A 17,721-nucleotide genomic window follows, 5' to 3' on the forward strand; every position below is an offset into this window, starting at 1 on the left:
GTTGGTTTCACGAAATTAATATTAAGAGGTGTTCATATTGTAAAAATAGAAAAAGGGAATATGAACAGAACAGTAATTTTTTGGGTTGAACACAGATGTTCTTTCATAAGTTTTGGCTAAAGCCTGAGGAATATTTTTTTTCCATTCAAACGGGCTAAAGCCCGTTCCTATTGAATATAAACAATCTCGAAATTCACAATCTGAATCTCTAACCCGGAAAAACAAAAACCCGGATCTCGAAAACTCGAATCACGAATCTCAAAACCTCGAATCCTACACCTCACATCCCAAAAACCCCAAACCCGAACCCCATACAAAAAAAGCCACCAGAAAAGCTTCCGATGGCAGTTACAAAAAACAAGTGTATAAAAATATATATACTTCACATTAATTTCTCCAAAATAAATTCCCGTCATTCATCAGGGCTTTTATTTCGGACATTCTGGAAACAGCTTCTGCAGAACATGATGCGTCTGTCAGAACAATAGCTGCGTCATCACCAGCCTTAGGCCATTGCTGCTTTCCTTTTTCATCCAGAGGAAGAGTGCTTTGAGTCGCAAACTGCAAAGCTCTTGATAAGGCATATTCCGTAGCATAACCATACAGTTCTGCAATAAGATTCGCTTTCTGCAACATATTTCCGGATCCGAAAGTACTCCAGTAATCCTGTACATTATCATTTCCGATCAATACATTAACCCCATATTTTTTCAGCGTTGGAATGGGCATTATTTTTCCTTTGAAAGGTACCGAAGAAGCAATTCCTACTTTTCCGGCAGCCAGTCTTTCTGCAATCTGCTCTGTTTCTTTGGGTGAAAGATGGGCTAAAGCAAATGCATGGCTTACAAACGTTTTTCCCTGCAGCGCAGGGTTTTCCATCGCTTTATCAATCAGATAATTGATCGTTTTCATTCCGGACTCTCCTGCTTCATGCAGATGAATATCAATTCCTTTATTGTGATCCAAAGCCAGCTGAACCGTAAAGTCCATTACTTTCTCTATACTTCCGTCAATACTCAACGGATCCAATCCACCAATGAATGCTACACTTTTCAACTGTGCTGCCTCTTTCATCAGTGGAGCCGATTCTGTATAATACACTCCATGTTGGGGAAAAGCAACCAGTTCGGCTTTGAAAGAATCTTTTTTATTTTCAAGAGCCTGTTCAAGATGTTCCAGAGATTTCAATCCAGAGGTAGGATCAATATTAAAATGAGTTCTCGCAAAATGGGTTCCGTAATGCTGTTGCAGGCTGATCAGCTGTTCTGCTCTGCTTACAGAAGTTTTCAGCAATTCAGGAATGATTTCCTGTTCATAGGCAATCATATCCTTCACGGTTCTTCTTTTCGGAGAAAGAGCCTGCCATGGAAGTCCGTATAATGTTTTATCCAAATGGATGTGCATATCTCTGAAAGCGGGAAGCATCAGATATCCTTTGGCATCTATCGCTTTGGAAGCAGGATCATTGGCTTTTACTGTTTTTATTTTTCCGTCTTCAATTTCAATACTGAAAAGGTCTGTTTTTGTTCCGATAACCTCTTCATTTTCGTATTCAAAGCCAGTTTCCAGGCGGACATTTTTAAGGGAATAGCTTCCTTTTGCAGTTAATTGATAGGGAAATTTCATGATTTAAAATTTAACAATACAAAATTAAGCCGGCTTGAGGGTAAAACCGGTGTATCAATTATGTCTTGTTTTGTACAGATTATTCTTTAAACTGGGAAGGTGTCATTCCCGTTTGGGCTTTAAAGAATTTGGAAAAGCTGGCATGATCATAAAACCCGAGGTCATACACAATATCTTTTACAGACATTTCGGAAACTTTCAACAGTCTTTTGGCTTCCAGTAAAATACGGTCCTGAATAAGAGATGATGCCGAAGAGTTGAGATTTTTCTTACAGACAATATTGAGATAATTGGCAGAGATATTCAGTTTATCTGCATAAAAGGAAACGGATCTTTCTGTTTTGAAATGCTCATCAATAAGATGCAGGAATTTTGAAATAATAGGATTGGAGTTATAAACTTCAAAATCTTTGAAAGCGCCTTCCACTGATTTACTTACCAGCAAACCGATCAGTTCACTTCTTTTCTGAATCAATTCCCAAAAGACTTTTTCTCCGTTCAGTTCTTTCTGAATAGCCTGGAATTCATATAGAAAAGTTTCAAAAACTTCTTTGGAAAGATTGATCACCGGATGATTCTGGTAATATGAGGCAGAAAATCTTAATGACGGCAGAAAACTTTCAAACCAATCCCTGCTGATCATCAGCTGATATCCGATGGTTTCTTTTTCAATCACCCACTGATGTACCTGATCCGGAAAAACAAGATGAATCTGATAATCTTTTACCTGATATTCTGTAAAGTCTATGGTATGCGAGCCTACTCCGTGCTCAAAAAGATTGATGATAAAAAAATCATGTTTGTGCGGATCATCAATGGAGCGTGCTCCGGAAAGTTCATTGAACAGCAGATTACAGCCTTTCAGCTGATTTTCACTAAATTCCTGAATTCCCAAAATAGGAAAATGATCTGTATGGTAAGCCACTCTGCCTGATTTTCTCCTAAAATTACTAAAATTTATGAGAGAAAAAACTAAAACAACCACAAAAGGAACAAAAGCTTTATCTGCATCACTCTATCTTCAGTTTCCATCTTCATTCAGTGACTGTCTCTAAAAATTACAATAAATTTTCAAGGCTTCCCCCGTAAAGCTTTCATACCATTTGTGGTCGAAAAAACACAACTAGATTATATATTAATTTATTTAATCCTTTTTTATTTTAAATTAAAAAACAACGTTTCCATCATGCACTAAAGACTCCACATCTGAAATTCTTGAGACTGCTTCTGCAGAACAGCTTGCATTTATCAGGACAAAGTCTGCTTTATCTCCGGATTTGGGCCATTGTTGAACACCTTTATCATCCAACGGAAGAATATTTCCTGTTGCCAGTTTTAAACTTCTTGACAATAAAAACTCTGTTGAATATCCATACAATTGTGCCATTAAATTGGCTTTCTGAAGCACACTTCCCGTTCCGAAAGTATTCCAGTGGTCTACAATGCTGTCATTCCCGGTAAGGATAGTCACGTTATGTTTGTAAAGCGTTGGAATAGGCATAATCAACCTTCCGAAAGGGATTGTAGAGACAATTCCGATCTGTGCATCACCTAATTTCTCGGCAATTTCTTCCTGTTTCGCCGCTTCTAATTTTCCAAGAACAAAACAGTGGCTTAAATAAGTTTTTCCCTTAAGTGCTGGGTTTTCATTCACTTTTTCAATCAGATATTCTACCGTTTTCAATCCGGAATCTCCGGTTTCATGCAGGTGAATATCTATTCCTTTTTTATTGTCTAAAGCAAGCTGTACCGTGAAATCCACCACTTTTTCAATATCTCCATCGATGTTGAACGGATCTACTCCACCGATAAAATCGATGTCCATCTTCGCTGCTTCTTTCAGATAAGGTACGGAATCCGTATAAAAAACACCATGCTGTGGAAAGGCTACCAGCTCAGCCCCAAAGCCTTTCTTTTTATTTTCTAACGCTTTCTGCAGATTTTTTAATGACTGAAGTTTGGAAGTAGGTTCAATATTCACGTGACTTCTGGCATAGGAAGTTCCTTTAGATTGTAATAACTCAATCAGTTTCTCCGCTTTGAAGGTTGAATTCTTCAGCATCTCTGGAAGCATTTTCTGCTCCAGTTCTATCATTCCCTTTACGCCTCCGGTTCTTTTTCTCACTGCCTGCCATTGATCTCCATAGAAGGTTTTATCAAGGTGAATGTGCATATCTTTAAAGGCAGGAAGCATCAATAGACCTTTTGCATCTGCCGCTTTAGCATTGGGTTGATTGGGTGAAATCTTTATAATTTTTCCGTTTTCAACTTCTACATAAAACAGATCCGTTTTGGTAGAAGACACTTCTCCATCCTGGTATTCAAAACCTGTTTCCAGACGAACATTTTTCAGGCTCATTTTTCCTTTTACTGAAATATTTTTCTCTTCGAAAGGTGATGCAGTCATGATATTGGGGATTAAAGTGAGTCCCGCTACAGCCAACGCTGAGTTTCGGATAAAATCTTTACGGGAGATATTATTGTCTGAGGTCTTCATTTCCAATCTATTTGAGACAAAATTAAAAAGAAGTGCTCTGAACCAAGTGTATGGTTTATTACAAAATCTGTATGATTTATGCTTTGTGTTGATAGTCTTATAAGATGTTAATCAAATTTTGAATTTATCTCTATAATGAGTAAGATTCACACTACAGCTGTTCATCCCTTAGAAAACTAAACTATTCATTTAATTACTTTCGTGTCACTAAAAAAATAATTTACAATCATTAACCATCCTGATTTTGAGATGAATCACCATTTTCCTTATACTCAAAAAAATCTATAATTTCATTAGGTGATAATGAGAAGTAGATTAAAATTTCTATAAAGTAAGGAACAGTTATTCTTTCTGTTCCATTTTCTATTTTAGAGACTTTGCTTTGGGAAATCCCTAAATCTATAGCTAACATTTGTTGGGAAATTCCTTTTTCTTCACGGAGTTTTCTTAGCTTGAAGCCCAGATCTTTATCTTTCATTTTCTATCGTTTGTGTCTTGTAAAAATAAAAATTAATTTATAATCCCTAAAAATTCTTTTTTGGTGTTGTAACGAATATTCTAAAATGGAATAGGTTATTTAAAAATTTTCATACAAATTTGTTCAAGGTTTTCAAAGTGAAAGCCATAAATAAAAACACTACAAATGTTATGAAAAAATTAAATGTTTCGCAAATGGAGAATTTGCAAGGTGGATTAAATAGAGATTGTGCTTTGGCTATTGCAGGATTAGGTCTTACAATTGCTGGAGCTTTTATAACCACAACACCTGTTGGAGGAGCCCTTCTTGTTGGTAGTATGATTGTTTCTGGAATGTCAATGAGTTCATGTAAGCATTAAAAAATATTACATCATGGATATAAAAAAAAGGAAAATTGTCTTTAAAATCTTAATGTTTCTCTCAGCCTTTTTGTTAGGTTTAAGTTTAATTGATTTTGATTTTAACATTACAAAAGTAAGTATTTCCCTAAGTCTTTTACTTACCATGGTTGCTAGTTACTATGAATGGAATAGTATTTCAAAAAAAATTAAAAATACACAAGTTAATAATTAAAAAAAACAGGAGAGGTTTCACCTCTCTTTATTGTTTAATGATGAAAAATTTCATTCTATTTGTAATAGTTGTTTTATTTTATTTATTTCTTACATATCTAGACAAGACTTATATTTCTACCGATTCTAAAGTAATTGATTTTCTTATGAAGGATTATCCAAATACTGTTGTACAAGAATATGTGGAAAGCCAAAAAAAATGGTGGTGGGTAAATTATTTATCAATTCCTTTATTTATAGTTATTAAAGTTTTATTAATTGCTTTTTGTCTCAATTTTATAAAACTATTTGATCTTCCTAATGTTGATAAAATAAAGTTTGGTAATTTTGTGTTTGTGACTCTTATTGCAGAATTTATTTTTATCATTGCTAGCTTCTATAAGTTTATCAATTTTTATTGGCTTAATACAGAATATACTTTAGAAGATGTACAAACGTATTATCCCTTATCCTTACTTAACTTCAAAGAAAATATTTCCACAGAAAAATGGTTGGCGTATCCTTTACAATTGGTCAATATTTTTGAATTATTCTATTGGCTTCTGCTTACTTGGGGTATTCGGGAACTTTTAGAAGAAAAAATAAGCTATGTAAAATCTTTCGGGCTTGTGAGTGTTACTTATGGGGCTGGTATATTGTTTTGGGCAGCAACTGTATGTTTTCTAATCCTTAATACACAATATTAATATGATGAATAGAAAATCCATTTTTATATTTTTTTTGATTATTGCCATATTAAATTTGTTTTTACAATTATTAGGAAACAATAAGAATATGTGGAGTTGTATAGGGGCAGGACTTCTTTTGATATCAGCTCTAATTAATCTTGCAGACTATAAAAAGCGTGAAAAATAAAAAATTAAAAATATTTGCAATACTTGTTCCTCTCTTTATGATAGGAATAATTGTTTATTTGTTTTTCAGTTTTTGGGAAAAGAAAGAAAAAGGAAAGAAGCTGGAAAATATACCTTCATTCCGTCTTGAAACTGTTGATGGAAATTTATTCACTTCTAAAAACCTTATGGAAGAAAGTATGAAGGTAATTATTTATTTCAGTCCAGACTGTCATTTTTGTCAAGCAGAGGCAGAAGAATTATCTAAGACATACTTCAATTATAAAAATATCCAATGGATATGGATTGCCAGTGAACCCATAAGCACAATTAAAGAATTTGCTCAAAAATATAAATTGAACAAGCAAAACAATATATTTTGGTGTCATGATGAAATGGCTAGATTTTACCGGCAATCTGAGATAAAAAGTGTACCTTACTTTTTGGTATATGATACAAATAATCATCTCTTAAAAAGAAACTCAGGTGCTATAAAAGTTGAAAAGCTATTAAAAAACACTGATGAAAAGAATTAAGAAGACATTTTCACTGCAAAAAGATCAAACAGATTGTGGTGTAGCATGTTTACATTCACTTGTAAGGTATTATGGAGGGGATATTTCTTTGGAAACTTTAAGAGATAAAAGCGGTACAACAAAAACAGGAACTACATTCTTAGGCTTATACCAATGTGCGAATGAAATAGGTTTTAATGCAGAAGGATGTGAAGCTGATATAGTTGCACTCACAGAACATGGGAAGCCAGTAATTTTACATGTAGTTTTAGAAAACAAATACGAGCATTATGTGGTCTGCTATCTTAGAGATTCTACTAAAAACAACCAATTTCTTGTTGGAGATCCTGCCAAAGGTTTAGAATATTGGAATGAAGAAAAATTACAAAAAGTTTGGGTTTCTAAAACCTGCTTAACATTATTTCCCAATGAGAACTTTGAAAGAATAGAAATTAACACTACAAAAAAGAAAAAATGGTTTTTTGACCTTTTGAGAGAAGACCAAGAATCTATTTATACGATTATCCTTTTGGGAGTAGTTACCACTTTATTGGGTATGGCAATGTCTGTTTTTTCCCAAAAATTAATAGATGATATTTTACCTAAAAGAAAAGTCAGCATTCTTTTTTTAAGTATTGGTTGCTTAAGCTTTCTATTGGTTGCGAGAGTCATTATCCAATCATTAAGAGATTTATATATCATCAGACAATGTAAAGAATTTAACCAGAGAGTTAATCAATCTTTCTTTAATTCTTTACTTTATCTTCCTAAAGTTTTTTTCGAAACAAGAAAAATAGGAGATTTTGTTGCAAGGCTAAATGATACCCAAAGAATACAGACAGTAATAAAGCATTTGATTACAAATACTGTTGTAGATATTTTAGGTGTTTTAATTTCAATGGGTTTTCTTTTTTACTATTCGTGGAAGATGGCTTTGCTTTGTTTATCCATCTCTCCCTTTATTTTTTATATCATATTTAGATTTAACAGAAAAATTATTATATCGCAAAAAGAAGTAATGCAATCTTACAGCATTAACGAAGCAAATTATATAGATATTATTAGAGGTATAGATGTTGTAAAAGGTTTCGAAAAACAAGATTTATTTCTAAAAAAAGAAAATTTAGTTTTTGAAAATTTTCAAACCAAAATATTCAATCTTGGTAAAGTAAATATTAAAATTACACTATATTCCGGTTTGGCTTTGGTTCTTTTTCTTGTTATAATATTAAGTTTTTCATCTTATTATGTTTTAATAAAACAAATTAAAGTAGGCGAATTAATGGCTGTTATAGGAATTACAAGTTCATTGCTTGGGTCTATAACAAACCTAGCATTGGTCAGTATACCAATACAGGAAGCTAAAATAGCTTTTGACAGGATGTTTGAATATGCTTCAATATCAAAAGAAAGATTAGAAGGACAAAAAATTAATTATATCAATAAAATAGAAATTCAGCAGTTAGATTTCAGATTTAAAGGGCGTAGCAAACTACTTGAAAATATTAATTTAACATTAAGAAGGGGGGAGATCACCTGTATACTGGGAGAAAGTGGATGTGGAAAAACCACATTTATTGAAGTTTTAAGAAAAAACTATATACCAGAAAGTGGAAATATTATCGTCAATAATAAAATATCTTTAGAAAATGTTTTAATTTCTAGTTGGAGGAGTAAAATTTCTACTGTATCACAAAATATAGAATTATTTAATACAACTGTCTTAGAAAACATTATTTTGGATGAAAATATTGATAATAAAAAATTGCAAAGTTTATTTGATTTAGGTTTTGAAAGATTTATAACTACTCTTCCTCAAGGAATAATGACCATTGTAGGAGAAGAAGGAATAAACTTATCTGGAGGGCAAAAACAATTATTAGGATGGATGAGGGCACTTTATCATGATCCGCAATTTCTAATCCTGGATGAGCCAACATCATCATTAGATAGAAAAAATAGAAATTTCATTTACAGCTTGATTAAACAAATTAAAAAAGATAAAATTATTTTGATTATTAGTCATAATTTGGAAAGTCTGGAAGAGATTTCTACTCAAATTTTTAATTTGAAAAATAAAATGCTAATAGAAACAATAGACTATAAATATGACACGTAAGATTTACGCTTTTAAATAACATTTTCTTTGTAATGGCACATTTAAAATTTCAATTCATTGATTGGTAATTTACTTTAATTGTTGAGATTTTCCACAGAAATTTATTCTGAACACTTATTATCCAAAATCTTGAAATCGGTTTCCTGCATAAAAAAACCGGATCTAAAAATCCGGTCTTATTTATTTTCATTTATTTGAGTATTCAAATTTTCTTACTGCTTCCAGTGTCATATCAATCTCTCTATCTTTGATCGCATCACTGATGAAGTATGTTTCATAGCCACTTGGCGGAAGATATACTCCGTTCTGCAACATTTGATGGAAGAAATTATTGAACAATGGATGATTAGCCTCCTGCGCTTCATCAAAGTTCGAAACACTTTTAATATGGAAGAATACCGACATCATAGAACCTTTTCTGTTGATTCTGTGAGCGATTCCTTTTTCATTCAGAATTTTTCCTATTTCAAAATCCAATGTTTCCGTTGTTTTTTCCAGTCTGTTGAAAAATTCAGAATCATTTTTAATAAGTTGAAGGGTTTTTAATCCGGCTCTCATGGCTAAAGGGTTTCCACTTAATGTTCCCGCCTGGTAAACACCGCCTTTTGGTGCAAGATGATCCATGATTTCATTTCTACCAGCGAAAGCTCCTACCGGAAGCCCTCCACCGATTACTTTTCCGTAAGTCACCAGATCTGCTTTTACGTTGAAAAGCTCCTGCGCTCCCCCAAAAGCTAATCTGAAACCGGTCATTACCTCATCAAAGATTAATAAAGCTCCGTTTTCATCACAGATTTTTCTCAGATTCTGTAAGAAATCATTTTCTGGCAATACACAGCCCATATTCCCCGCAACCGGTTCTATAATTACCGCTGCAATTTCTCCCTGATTGTGACGGAATAAATCCTCCACCTGTTCGAAATCATTATAACGGGCTAGCAAAGTATCCTTGGCCGTACCCTCTGTTACTCCCGGAGAATTTGGATTTCCGAATGTTGCGGCACCACTTCCCGCTTTGATCAGAAATGAATCTGAATGCCCGTGATAACAGCCTTCAAATTTTACAATTTTATCTCTTCCCGTATATCCTCTTGCCAGTCTGATTGCACTCATACATGCTTCTGTTCCTGAAGAAACCATTCTGATCTGGTCAATATTCGGGACATTTTCAATGATGAATTTTGCAATTTCTGTTTCCAGTTCTGTAGGAGCTCCGAAAGAGAATCCTTTCTCTGCCTGTATTTTCAGTTCTTCCAATACTTCAGGATGGGTATGTCCTAAAATGGCTGGGCCCCATGAGTTGATATAATCGATGTAAGTATTGTCATCTGCATCGGTAAGGTAAGCACCTTTTGCCGATTTCATGAAAACAGGCACTCCTCCTACGGATTTGAATGCTCTTACCGGAGAGTTTACACCTCCCGGAATGTATTTGTAGGCTTCATCAAATAAAGCCGAACTTCTTTGATATTTCATATATACTTAGTTGCTGTTGACAGTTGCGGGTTGGCATTTAGCTGTCAACGGTAGACTCTCAACAAAAAATTAAATTAGTTTCGTGGTTTTTTGTCTATTAAATAAATCAGCTGTCCTGCTGAAGGCTGCTGTCCTTCATCCATTCTGTTTTTAGCATATAATTTATTTAACTTGATTCCGAATTTTTGTGCGATATCATGCATATCTTCTCCGGACACCGCTTTATAGGTTGCGGTATTTCCTGTAGAATTTTTTGATTCAAGGAAAACAATATCATTTTTCTTTAAAGACTCATTTTCCAGTTCATTCCACTTCATCAGTCTGCTTTCGCTTACTTTGAATTTGTTGGCAATGAATTTCACATCAGTATCTTCAGGAATGATAATATATTTCAGTCCGTCATTCGGGTGACTTTTGATAAGAATAGAATTAAGAATTTCAGTTTTCGTTTTGATTCTTTCTACTCTTTTTTGCTGTTGTGCATAAGAAGTCTGTTTGTAAGGAACTTCTACAGTCACCGGCTCTTTTACTTTTCTGGTTGCTTTTGAAGGTTCAAGCTGTGCCATGAAAGTTCTGTCGTCTTTCAGATCCGGATACATTTTAAGAACAGCATACAATACTTCATTAGAATTGGTATTGTCGTATTCGTATAGCTTATACTTTTCAATTTTGGTGATAAGAATAGAAGCATAACGTGGATTGGTAGCATAACCTGCTTTTTTTAAACCGGTTGCCCACGCTCTGTAATCTTTCATATCCAGTTTGAAAAGGTTGGCGTAATATTTTCTTGTGGATAAAAATATAGAATGGTCTTCATAAGACTGTCTTGGATCGTCGTACACACGGAAGCATTCGTTAGGTGCATCATCGGTATGTTTCATTGTTCTACCGGTCCAGTCTTCTTTACATTTTATACCGAAGTGGTTTTTACCTTCCTGTGCCAGTCTGCTCTGCCCGCCCCCGGTTTCCAGCAATCCCTGGGCAAGGGTAATAGAAGCAGGAATTTTATATTTTTCCATTTCTTCTACGGCATATTTAGCAAACTTTTGAATATACTGATCTTCGGTGGCCCAAGCCTGGGCTGAAAATTTTGATAAAACTAAAAGGCTTATGGATAGAAAAAGTCTTTTCATGTTTTTCAATTTTACTTATATAATTAAATTTCTATTCTGTTTTTCTAACAGCAGATTCGCTCCTTCAATTCCCTGTAAACCACCAGTGTGAAAGCACAAAATCTTACTGTTTTCAGGAAAATATTCTTCTTCTATCAGTTCAAAAACCTTCTCCATCATTTTCCCTGTATAAATCGGCTCCAAAGGAATACCGTATCTCTCCATGAAATCATTGATAAAACGGATGTTTCCATCACTTATTTTACCATAACCTCCAAAACATGAATCTATTAGATTAAAATTCTGTCTCAAAGTTAATTCAAAAATTTTATTTTCCAGTGAAGCATCGTTAACGGCCTTAAATCCTATAACTTTCTGATTCTCTTCACAAAATTTTGAAATTCCTGCAATGGTACCTCCGGTTCCAACTGCGGTGCAAAGATAGTCAAAATCTTTTGTTTGTTCGTTGAGCATCATTTTCACCCCTTCTACAGCCTCTTCATTGGTACCTCCCTCAGGAACTATTAATGCTTCAGGAAACTCCTGCTGAAGGAATTCCGTGAGTTTTTCTTTGTGTCGGTATTCTTCGCGGGTGACAAATTTCAGGTTCATTCCATTTCTTTTCGCAAAAAGTAAAGTGGGGTTATCCCGCCATTTATTCGCAAGCTCTTCTCCTCTGATAATGCCCAATGTTGAAATCCCCGCCAGACTTCCTGCAGCTGAAACTGCGGCAATGTGGTTGGAAAAAGCGCCGCCAAAAGTGATGATATAAGGATTATCAGGATTCTTTTCCAGATAGTGATTTACATTGTGAAAGAGTTTCCAGTATTTGTTTCCTGAAATTAACGGATGAATCTGATCTTCCCTTTTAATGAAAAGCCTTACTTTTTTATGAATTGGAATTTCCTGGATGGAAACAGGTTCTGTGGGAAGTTTTAATAACATTTCAGTTTTACGACTCAAGGTTTATTCTTTGCAAAATTAGGAAAAGATTTATTGTTGTGAGGGTTTTCTTTTCTCCCACAGATAACACGGATTTTCACAGACGTTTTTTTTTGATTTTTTGTGAGGCGGATTATTTAATATATTTTGGTTAAATACAGATGAAACACTTTTCTACCACAGATGGCACAGATTTGTACAGATGATGTTTTTGATTTTTTTGTGATGTGGATTATTTAATATAAGTTTTGATTAAACACACATGAAACACTTTTCTACCACAGGTGGCACAGATTTGTACAGATGATGTTTTTTATTTTTTTGTGATGCGGATTATTTAGTTGTAAGCTTTGGTTAAAACCGAATGAATATTGATTTATTTGATAAGCGGGCTAAAGCCCACTCCTACTGAATATTAAATGTTGACTACAGAGAATATTGAAATTAAAGTATAAAATATAAATTCCAAAACCAAGTTCCCAAAACTCAAACCTCAAAACACGAAACTCGAATCCCGAAAACACGCAACTCATCATTCATAATTTATAATTTCAAAGGTATTTTCTGAAGTTCCAGAATTTTCTTTTTTTAAGGTAATTCAGGTTATTTTCATTAGTGTAGGCTTCTCTTTCAAAGGAAATTCTTCTGTAAGCAAGGTAGCCGTCTTTGAGTTTGAAAAACCAGTAATAATATTCAATAACATAGAAAATGTAGAAGAAAATAATGAGCATTTCCAATTGTTGCCGTAAATGGATTTTTTCGTGATTGATCAATACATTATTTTCCTTATCTTCGGGTTTCCTAATGAAGATAAAGGGAAAGAGAGCAATGCCATTAATTTTTAATTTTTTTAAGGGCTTTTGGCATACAATTATCATAGTAACAAATATAAAAAGTTTTTTGACTAGCATTTAACTTATGGCCCATTATGACATCAAAGAAGGTGAAGACTTCTACTATAATGAACAGGGGTACAAGGTTTTTACAGAAAAATTCCATCTGAAAAGAGGATATTGCTGTAAAAGCGGCTGCAGACACTGTCCTTACGGGTACGATAAAAAGACTGATACATTCATTAAAAGTGATAAAAAAAAATAAATAAAATGAAAAAATATATTTTTATTTTGTTGGCATCTGCTACTTTAGGCTTAACTTCTTGTAGCCCATTTCAGGTACGTTCAGATTATGCTGAAACCGCCAATTTCAATTCTTATAAAACGTATAAAATAAGAATTGATGATCTGAAACTGAATGATATTGATAAAGACAGAGTGCTGAATGAACTGTCGAGACAGCTTCAGAGCAAAGGACTTCAGTCCGGAGAAAACCCTGATCTGATTATCAACGTAAAAGCAAATCATAAAAAAATCACTGACATCAATTCTTCTTCTCCTTACGGAATGTGGGGATGGGGCGGACCATTCGGATGGGGTGTTGGCATGAACAGAACATGGACAACGAACTATAACGAAGGCGCTCTGATTGTTGATCTTATTGATGCAAGAAGCAACAAATTGGTTTGGCAGGGTATCGGAAGCGGAATTTCTGTAGATTCTCCAAAAGCAAAACAGAGACAGATTCCAGAGATTATGGCTGAGATTATGAAAAATTATCCGCCACAAAGAAAATAAGATTTAAGTCATCCATTATATAGCCGGTATTTTGTACCGGCTTTTTTTATGTTGGCTGTTTTCTCCAATAATATGGGCGTTCTCAGATTAGGCTTTTTGGGATTTTAATGAACTGAGTAATAAGTTTTAAGTTTTGGCTGAAGCCCTATGGATTTTAATTTATATGATGAGGCTGTCCAAAAAGGTCAGCCTCTTTTTTTTTGTTTTGAGACTGCGTATAGTTATGCAGCAATTTTATACTTTTGGATTTTCATATACTTATGGAAAAGATGCATATGTTGTTTGCATTTAAGTGTATTTAGCCAATTTTTACGGTTAAGTTTTCTGTTTTTCACTAATTTTCTAAGATTATGTGCCAATGCCATTAATCCAAATTCAATATTTACTTTTTCAAGTCCTTTTAGAGTAAATCTTGAAAATTTATTATTGCTTTTTAATTGCCCGAATACAGCTTCTACTTCTATAGGCCGTTTACTTCTGTGGTAATGCCCTTTTTCAGATATCAGCCTTTGTCTGGCTTTCATTCTGTGATGGTTCAGATTATAATTCACTTCGATTAATCGATTATCCTGGCTTTGATGGCAGCTTTCTCTAAGAGGACAACCCTGACATCTGAAAGCCTGATAATAATGTACCTGAGATTCATATCCGTTACTGCTGATTCTTTTGCCTTTACCGATAAAGTTCATTTGCTGTCCGCAGGGACATACATAGAAGTTATTTTCCTCATTATAATATAAGTTCTGTACAGCAAACGCATTGTTCTTCTCACTGCGCTTCTGTTCTTTATGAAAATTATTATATTTTACATAGCCCTCTATAGCTTTTTCTGCCATCATTTCGTAATTCTCTTCACTTCCATATCCGGCATCTGCTACTACCTCTTTACTTTGTTTGTGATACTGATTTTCAAAGCTGTTAAGATGATCCTTCAATGTAGTGGTATCTCCAGGAGTCTGATGAATGCTGTAATGGGTGATAAACTGGTTTTCAGTACTGATCTGTGCATTATAGGCTGGCTTAAGCTGCCCATTTTTCATATGGTCGTCTTTGAGCCGCATGAAGCAGGCGTCGGGATCTGTCTTACTATAACTGTTGCGGCCTGAGAGTATTTTTAATTGATCTTCATACTTCTGTAATCTGGGCAGGTCCTGATGCTGAAGCTTTTTAATGAGCTTCTTACCGGTTTTATTGTCCTGTGCCACAGAGTGATTAAGTTCTGCTATTTTATCCTGAAGCTCTCTGCTGTCAATAGATTTTGGAAGGGTCTTTTCATGGGATTCATAACGCTCTTCTTTGATTTGGGATTCAATATCTTCAAGTACGGAATGAATTTGAGCTTCCAGTTTTAATTTATTCTTTTCTACAGATTTTTTCCATACAAAGCTGTATCGGTTGGCAGATGATTCTATTTTTGTACCATCTATATATTGAACATTTAAACTTACGTAACCTAAATTCTGCAAAACAACGGTAACATCTGCAAAAAGACGGTGAATATGGTTTTTAAGCCGTTTGCTCCTAAAGTAATTGATGGTTCTGTAATCAGGCTTACTGTTGCCGGAAAGCCACATGAAATGAATATTTTCTCCAAGTGCCTTTTCTATTTTACGGCATGAATAAATATTGTTGAAATAGGCATAGAATAAAACTTTGATCATCATCCGGGGGTGAAAACTTGTCGTTCCACCGCCTTTATATTCACTTATAATATGATCGATATTCAAGTTATCCACTAATTCATTGATAAGACGTACCGGATCATTAGCACCTATCTTATCAAAAATATCTTCAGGAAATAAGCTGGGAGTATTGGTGGGTAAAGATTTAAACCGTACTTTCATATCAATGTTTGTTTGGGTGCACCTTAAAGATAAATCTTAAAGGACAAACAACAAAAAAATCCCCGAAACTTTTTAAGTAACGGGGATATTTTTTTGGACTTTTTAGACAGCCTCCTATTGAATTAAAAACATATACCGATATTTGATCACAGCATTACTCATTACTCATTATGTATAGCATACAGTGCATTCAAAATTAACAATTTTGTAATTTTTTATTCACAAAAATTGTGGTATTCTTGCTGAAACTTTATACTAAATATTAATTATGAAAAAAATCATTTTATTTTCTGTATTTGCGGGACTTGCCCACGCTCAGGCTCCTGCAGGGTACTACAATTCTGCCAATGGACTGAGTGGCGCAGCACTGAAAACGGAATTAAGCAGTATTATCACCAACGGACATATGGATAGAGGTTACAGTGGACTTTGGACAGCGTACAAAACCACTGATATTGATAAAGACTACGAAAATGACGGGACTATCCTTGATATTTATTCTGAAAAGCCTGCAGGTAGTGATCCTTACACCTATACTCCAGGATCTGATCAGTGTGGAACGTATTCTACTGAAGGAAATTGTTATAACAGAGAACATATTGTTCCTCAAAGTCTTTTTAATCAGGCTTCACCAATGGTTGCGGATATTCACTTTATCAGAGCTACAGACGGTAAGGTAAATGGGATGAGAAGTAACTATCCTTTTGGAAAGGTAGGAAGTGCTACTTTTACTTCACTGAATGGATCAAAGCTTGGAACTTCTGCTTCTTCAGGATATTCAGGAACGGTATTTGAGCCGATTGATGAATTTAAAGGAGATGTGGCGCGTATGATTTTTTATTTCGTAACACGTTACCAAAGCAAGCTTTCAACGTTTTCATCAGGAAATATGTTAGGAAGTTCTACTTTCCCGGGATTACAGACTTGGGAACTGAATGTTCTACTGGCATGGCATAATCAGGATCCTGTTTCTCAGGCTGAGATCAAAAGAAATAATGCTTCATATACTTTCCAGGGGAATAGAAACCCTTTCATAGACAACCCGAATTATGTTAACCTTATCTGGGGTTCTCAGCAGCCTTCAGGTGACACTCAGGCACCTACTGCGGCGACAGGTCTGAATGTTTCAGGAACAACTTCAAGCAGCATTTCTCTTTCATGGAATGCTTCTACCGATAACGTAGGCGTAACAGCTTATAATGTTTACATGAACGGAAGTCTGCAAACTACTACGGGTTCAACTTCTACAACCATTTCAGGACTTACTCCTTCCACAACTTACAGTTTTTATGTGGTAGCGAAGGACGCAGCTGGAAATTCTTCATCGAATAGTTCAACGGTTTCCGGTACTACTAATTCAGGAGGTACTACTCCAGGAACCAACTGTGCCAATGAAAATTTTGAAACAATCCCTGCAGCCAATTCTACGTATACAACCAGAACATGGAGCAACGGAGGTATTTCCTGGACAGCAACGGATGCAAGAACAGATCAAACTATTAACAATAAAGCGATTACGGTAAGAAACGGTTCTTTAACTTCCGGAAGCTCTGCGAATGGTATTGGATCTTTAACAGTGACTACACAACTTAAATTCTCAGGAACAAATGGTACTTTTGATGTAAAAGTAAACGGAACTACCGTAGGAACCATTCCTTACAGTACTTCATCTACAACTACGACCATTAACAATATCAACGTTTCCGGGAATGTAGTGGTAAGTCTGGTTAATAGTTCTGCAAGTAACAGAGTGGCTATTGATGATCTTGCATGGACATGTTATTCCGGATCAAGTGCAAGAATGGCTCAAAGTACAGCTACTGAAACAACTTCTAACAGTTTTAAAATTTCTCCAAACCCTATTACCAACCAGGAAATTTTTGTAAAAGGAGATCTTCAGAAGGTAAAAAAAGCTGAGATTTATAATCTTCAGGGGAAAACTCTTCAGACGATTGACCAACCTTTCAGAAATGGAAACTCTATTAAAACAAGAAATCTTGGTCAGGGAGTTTATATTTTGAAGCTGGATCAGGTGACGATGCAGTTTCTTGTAAAATAATTCAAATACTGATTTGA

16 protein-coding genes are annotated in these 17,721 nt (G+C 34.7%); 7 read left to right on the forward strand and 9 right to left on the reverse strand.

All coding sequences use genetic code 11. The annotated features are described in order from the left end of the window. Positions 1 to 387: 387 nt before the first annotated feature. The 4 genes from ACKTTZ_RS01775 to ACKTTZ_RS01790 all read right to left on the reverse strand — a co-directional run bounded on the left by ACKTTZ_RS01775 (position 388) and on the right by ACKTTZ_RS01790 (position 4,601). On the reverse strand, positions 388 to 1,626 hold the full coding sequence (locus ACKTTZ_RS01775) for an amidohydrolase (RefSeq protein WP_407847076.1): 1,239 nt from the start codon (positions 1,624 to 1,626) through the stop codon (positions 388 to 390). 79 nt (positions 1,627 to 1,705) lie between these two features. Beyond that, positions 1,706 to 2,551, reverse strand: coding sequence for a helix-turn-helix domain-containing protein (locus ACKTTZ_RS01780; RefSeq protein WP_253317112.1), 846 nt, complete (start codon positions 2,549 to 2,551; stop codon positions 1,706 to 1,708). Between the two features lie 240 nt (positions 2,552 to 2,791). Further along, a complete protein-coding gene (locus ACKTTZ_RS01785) occupies positions 2,792 to 4,123 on the reverse strand; it encodes an amidohydrolase (protein WP_407847077.1) in 1,332 nt (443 codons plus the stop codon). A 229-nt stretch (positions 4,124 to 4,352) separates the two neighbouring features. Beyond that, complete coding sequence (locus ACKTTZ_RS01790) at positions 4,353 to 4,601, reverse strand: helix-turn-helix transcriptional regulator (RefSeq protein WP_051934301.1); 249 nt, start codon at positions 4,599 to 4,601, stop codon at positions 4,353 to 4,355. 170 nt (positions 4,602 to 4,771) lie between these two features. On the opposite strand from ACKTTZ_RS01790, the gene ACKTTZ_RS01795 reads away from it, so the two are divergent. The 4 genes from ACKTTZ_RS01795 to ACKTTZ_RS01810 all read left to right on the forward strand — a co-directional run bounded on the left by ACKTTZ_RS01795 (position 4,772) and on the right by ACKTTZ_RS01810 (position 8,640). Next, entirely contained in the window at positions 4,772 to 4,960 is a 189-nt protein-coding gene (locus ACKTTZ_RS01795) for a hypothetical protein (RefSeq protein ID WP_156106426.1), read from the forward strand. Between the two features lie 359 nt (positions 4,961 to 5,319). Then, positions 5,320 to 5,859, forward strand: a complete 540-nt coding sequence (locus ACKTTZ_RS01800; RefSeq protein WP_156106425.1) for a hypothetical protein — start codon at positions 5,320 to 5,322, stop codon at positions 5,857 to 5,859. 158 nt (positions 5,860 to 6,017) lie between these two features. Beyond that, complete coding sequence (locus ACKTTZ_RS01805; protein ID WP_156106424.1) at positions 6,018 to 6,542, forward strand: redoxin domain-containing protein; 525 nt, start codon at positions 6,018 to 6,020, stop codon at positions 6,540 to 6,542. Beyond that, on the forward strand, positions 6,529 to 8,640 hold the full coding sequence (locus tag ACKTTZ_RS01810) for a peptidase domain-containing ABC transporter (RefSeq protein ID WP_407847078.1): 2,112 nt from the start codon (positions 6,529 to 6,531) through the stop codon (positions 8,638 to 8,640). Before ACKTTZ_RS01805 ends, ACKTTZ_RS01810 begins: the two co-directional genes overlap by 14 nt. Positions 8,641 to 8,826: 186 nt before the next feature. Here the strand turns inward: ACKTTZ_RS01810 and hemL are convergent, their stop codons facing one another. From hemL to ACKTTZ_RS01830, 4 genes are all read right to left on the reverse strand, one after another. Continuing rightward, the gene (hemL, locus tag ACKTTZ_RS01815; RefSeq protein ID WP_034695102.1) at positions 8,827 to 10,116 is read right to left on the reverse strand and encodes a glutamate-1-semialdehyde 2,1-aminomutase; all 1,290 of its coding nucleotides are present in this window, start codon (positions 10,114 to 10,116) and stop codon (positions 8,827 to 8,829) included. Positions 10,117 to 10,190: 74 nt separating this feature from the next. After that, the gene (locus ACKTTZ_RS01820; RefSeq protein ID WP_407847079.1) at positions 10,191 to 11,249 is read right to left on the reverse strand and encodes a glucosaminidase domain-containing protein; all 1,059 of its coding nucleotides are present in this window, start codon (positions 11,247 to 11,249) and stop codon (positions 10,191 to 10,193) included. A gap of 15 nt (positions 11,250 to 11,264) precedes the next feature. Further along, entirely contained in the window at positions 11,265 to 12,173 is a 909-nt protein-coding gene (locus ACKTTZ_RS01825; RefSeq protein ID WP_407847080.1) for a 1-aminocyclopropane-1-carboxylate deaminase/D-cysteine desulfhydrase, read from the reverse strand. A gap of 548 nt (positions 12,174 to 12,721) precedes the next feature. Continuing rightward, the gene (locus tag ACKTTZ_RS01830) at positions 12,722 to 13,048 is read right to left on the reverse strand and encodes a hypothetical protein (RefSeq protein WP_034695097.1); all 327 of its coding nucleotides are present in this window, start codon (positions 13,046 to 13,048) and stop codon (positions 12,722 to 12,724) included. Between the two features lie 40 nt (positions 13,049 to 13,088). Between ACKTTZ_RS01830 and ACKTTZ_RS01835 the strand changes: the two genes are divergently transcribed. Both ACKTTZ_RS01835 and ACKTTZ_RS01840 read left to right on the forward strand, forming a co-directional pair. Beyond that, complete coding sequence (locus ACKTTZ_RS01835; RefSeq protein ID WP_034695095.1) at positions 13,089 to 13,268, forward strand: DUF5522 domain-containing protein; 180 nt, start codon at positions 13,089 to 13,091, stop codon at positions 13,266 to 13,268. A 5-nt stretch (positions 13,269 to 13,273) separates the two neighbouring features. After that, positions 13,274 to 13,801, forward strand: coding sequence for a DUF4136 domain-containing protein (locus ACKTTZ_RS01840; protein ID WP_034695094.1), 528 nt, complete (start codon positions 13,274 to 13,276; stop codon positions 13,799 to 13,801). A 221-nt stretch (positions 13,802 to 14,022) separates the two neighbouring features. On the opposite strand, the gene ACKTTZ_RS01845 is transcribed toward ACKTTZ_RS01840, so the two are convergent. Further along, positions 14,023 to 15,645 carry an IS1182 family transposase gene (locus tag ACKTTZ_RS01845; protein WP_407845762.1) on the reverse strand — a complete coding sequence of 541 codons (1,623 nt, stop codon included), beginning with the start codon at positions 15,643 to 15,645 and terminating at the stop codon, positions 14,023 to 14,025. A 268-nt stretch (positions 15,646 to 15,913) separates the two neighbouring features. Between ACKTTZ_RS01845 and ACKTTZ_RS01850 the strand changes: the two genes are divergently transcribed. Further along, the gene (locus ACKTTZ_RS01850) at positions 15,914 to 17,704 is read left to right on the forward strand and encodes an endonuclease (RefSeq protein WP_051934300.1); all 1,791 of its coding nucleotides are present in this window, start codon (positions 15,914 to 15,916) and stop codon (positions 17,702 to 17,704) included. Positions 17,705 to 17,721: the final 17 nt, after the last annotated feature.

Source organism: Chryseobacterium sp. KCF3-3, assembly GCF_045865955.1.
In the GTDB taxonomy this organism is placed as follows: domain Bacteria; phylum Bacteroidota; class Bacteroidia; order Flavobacteriales; family Weeksellaceae; genus Chryseobacterium.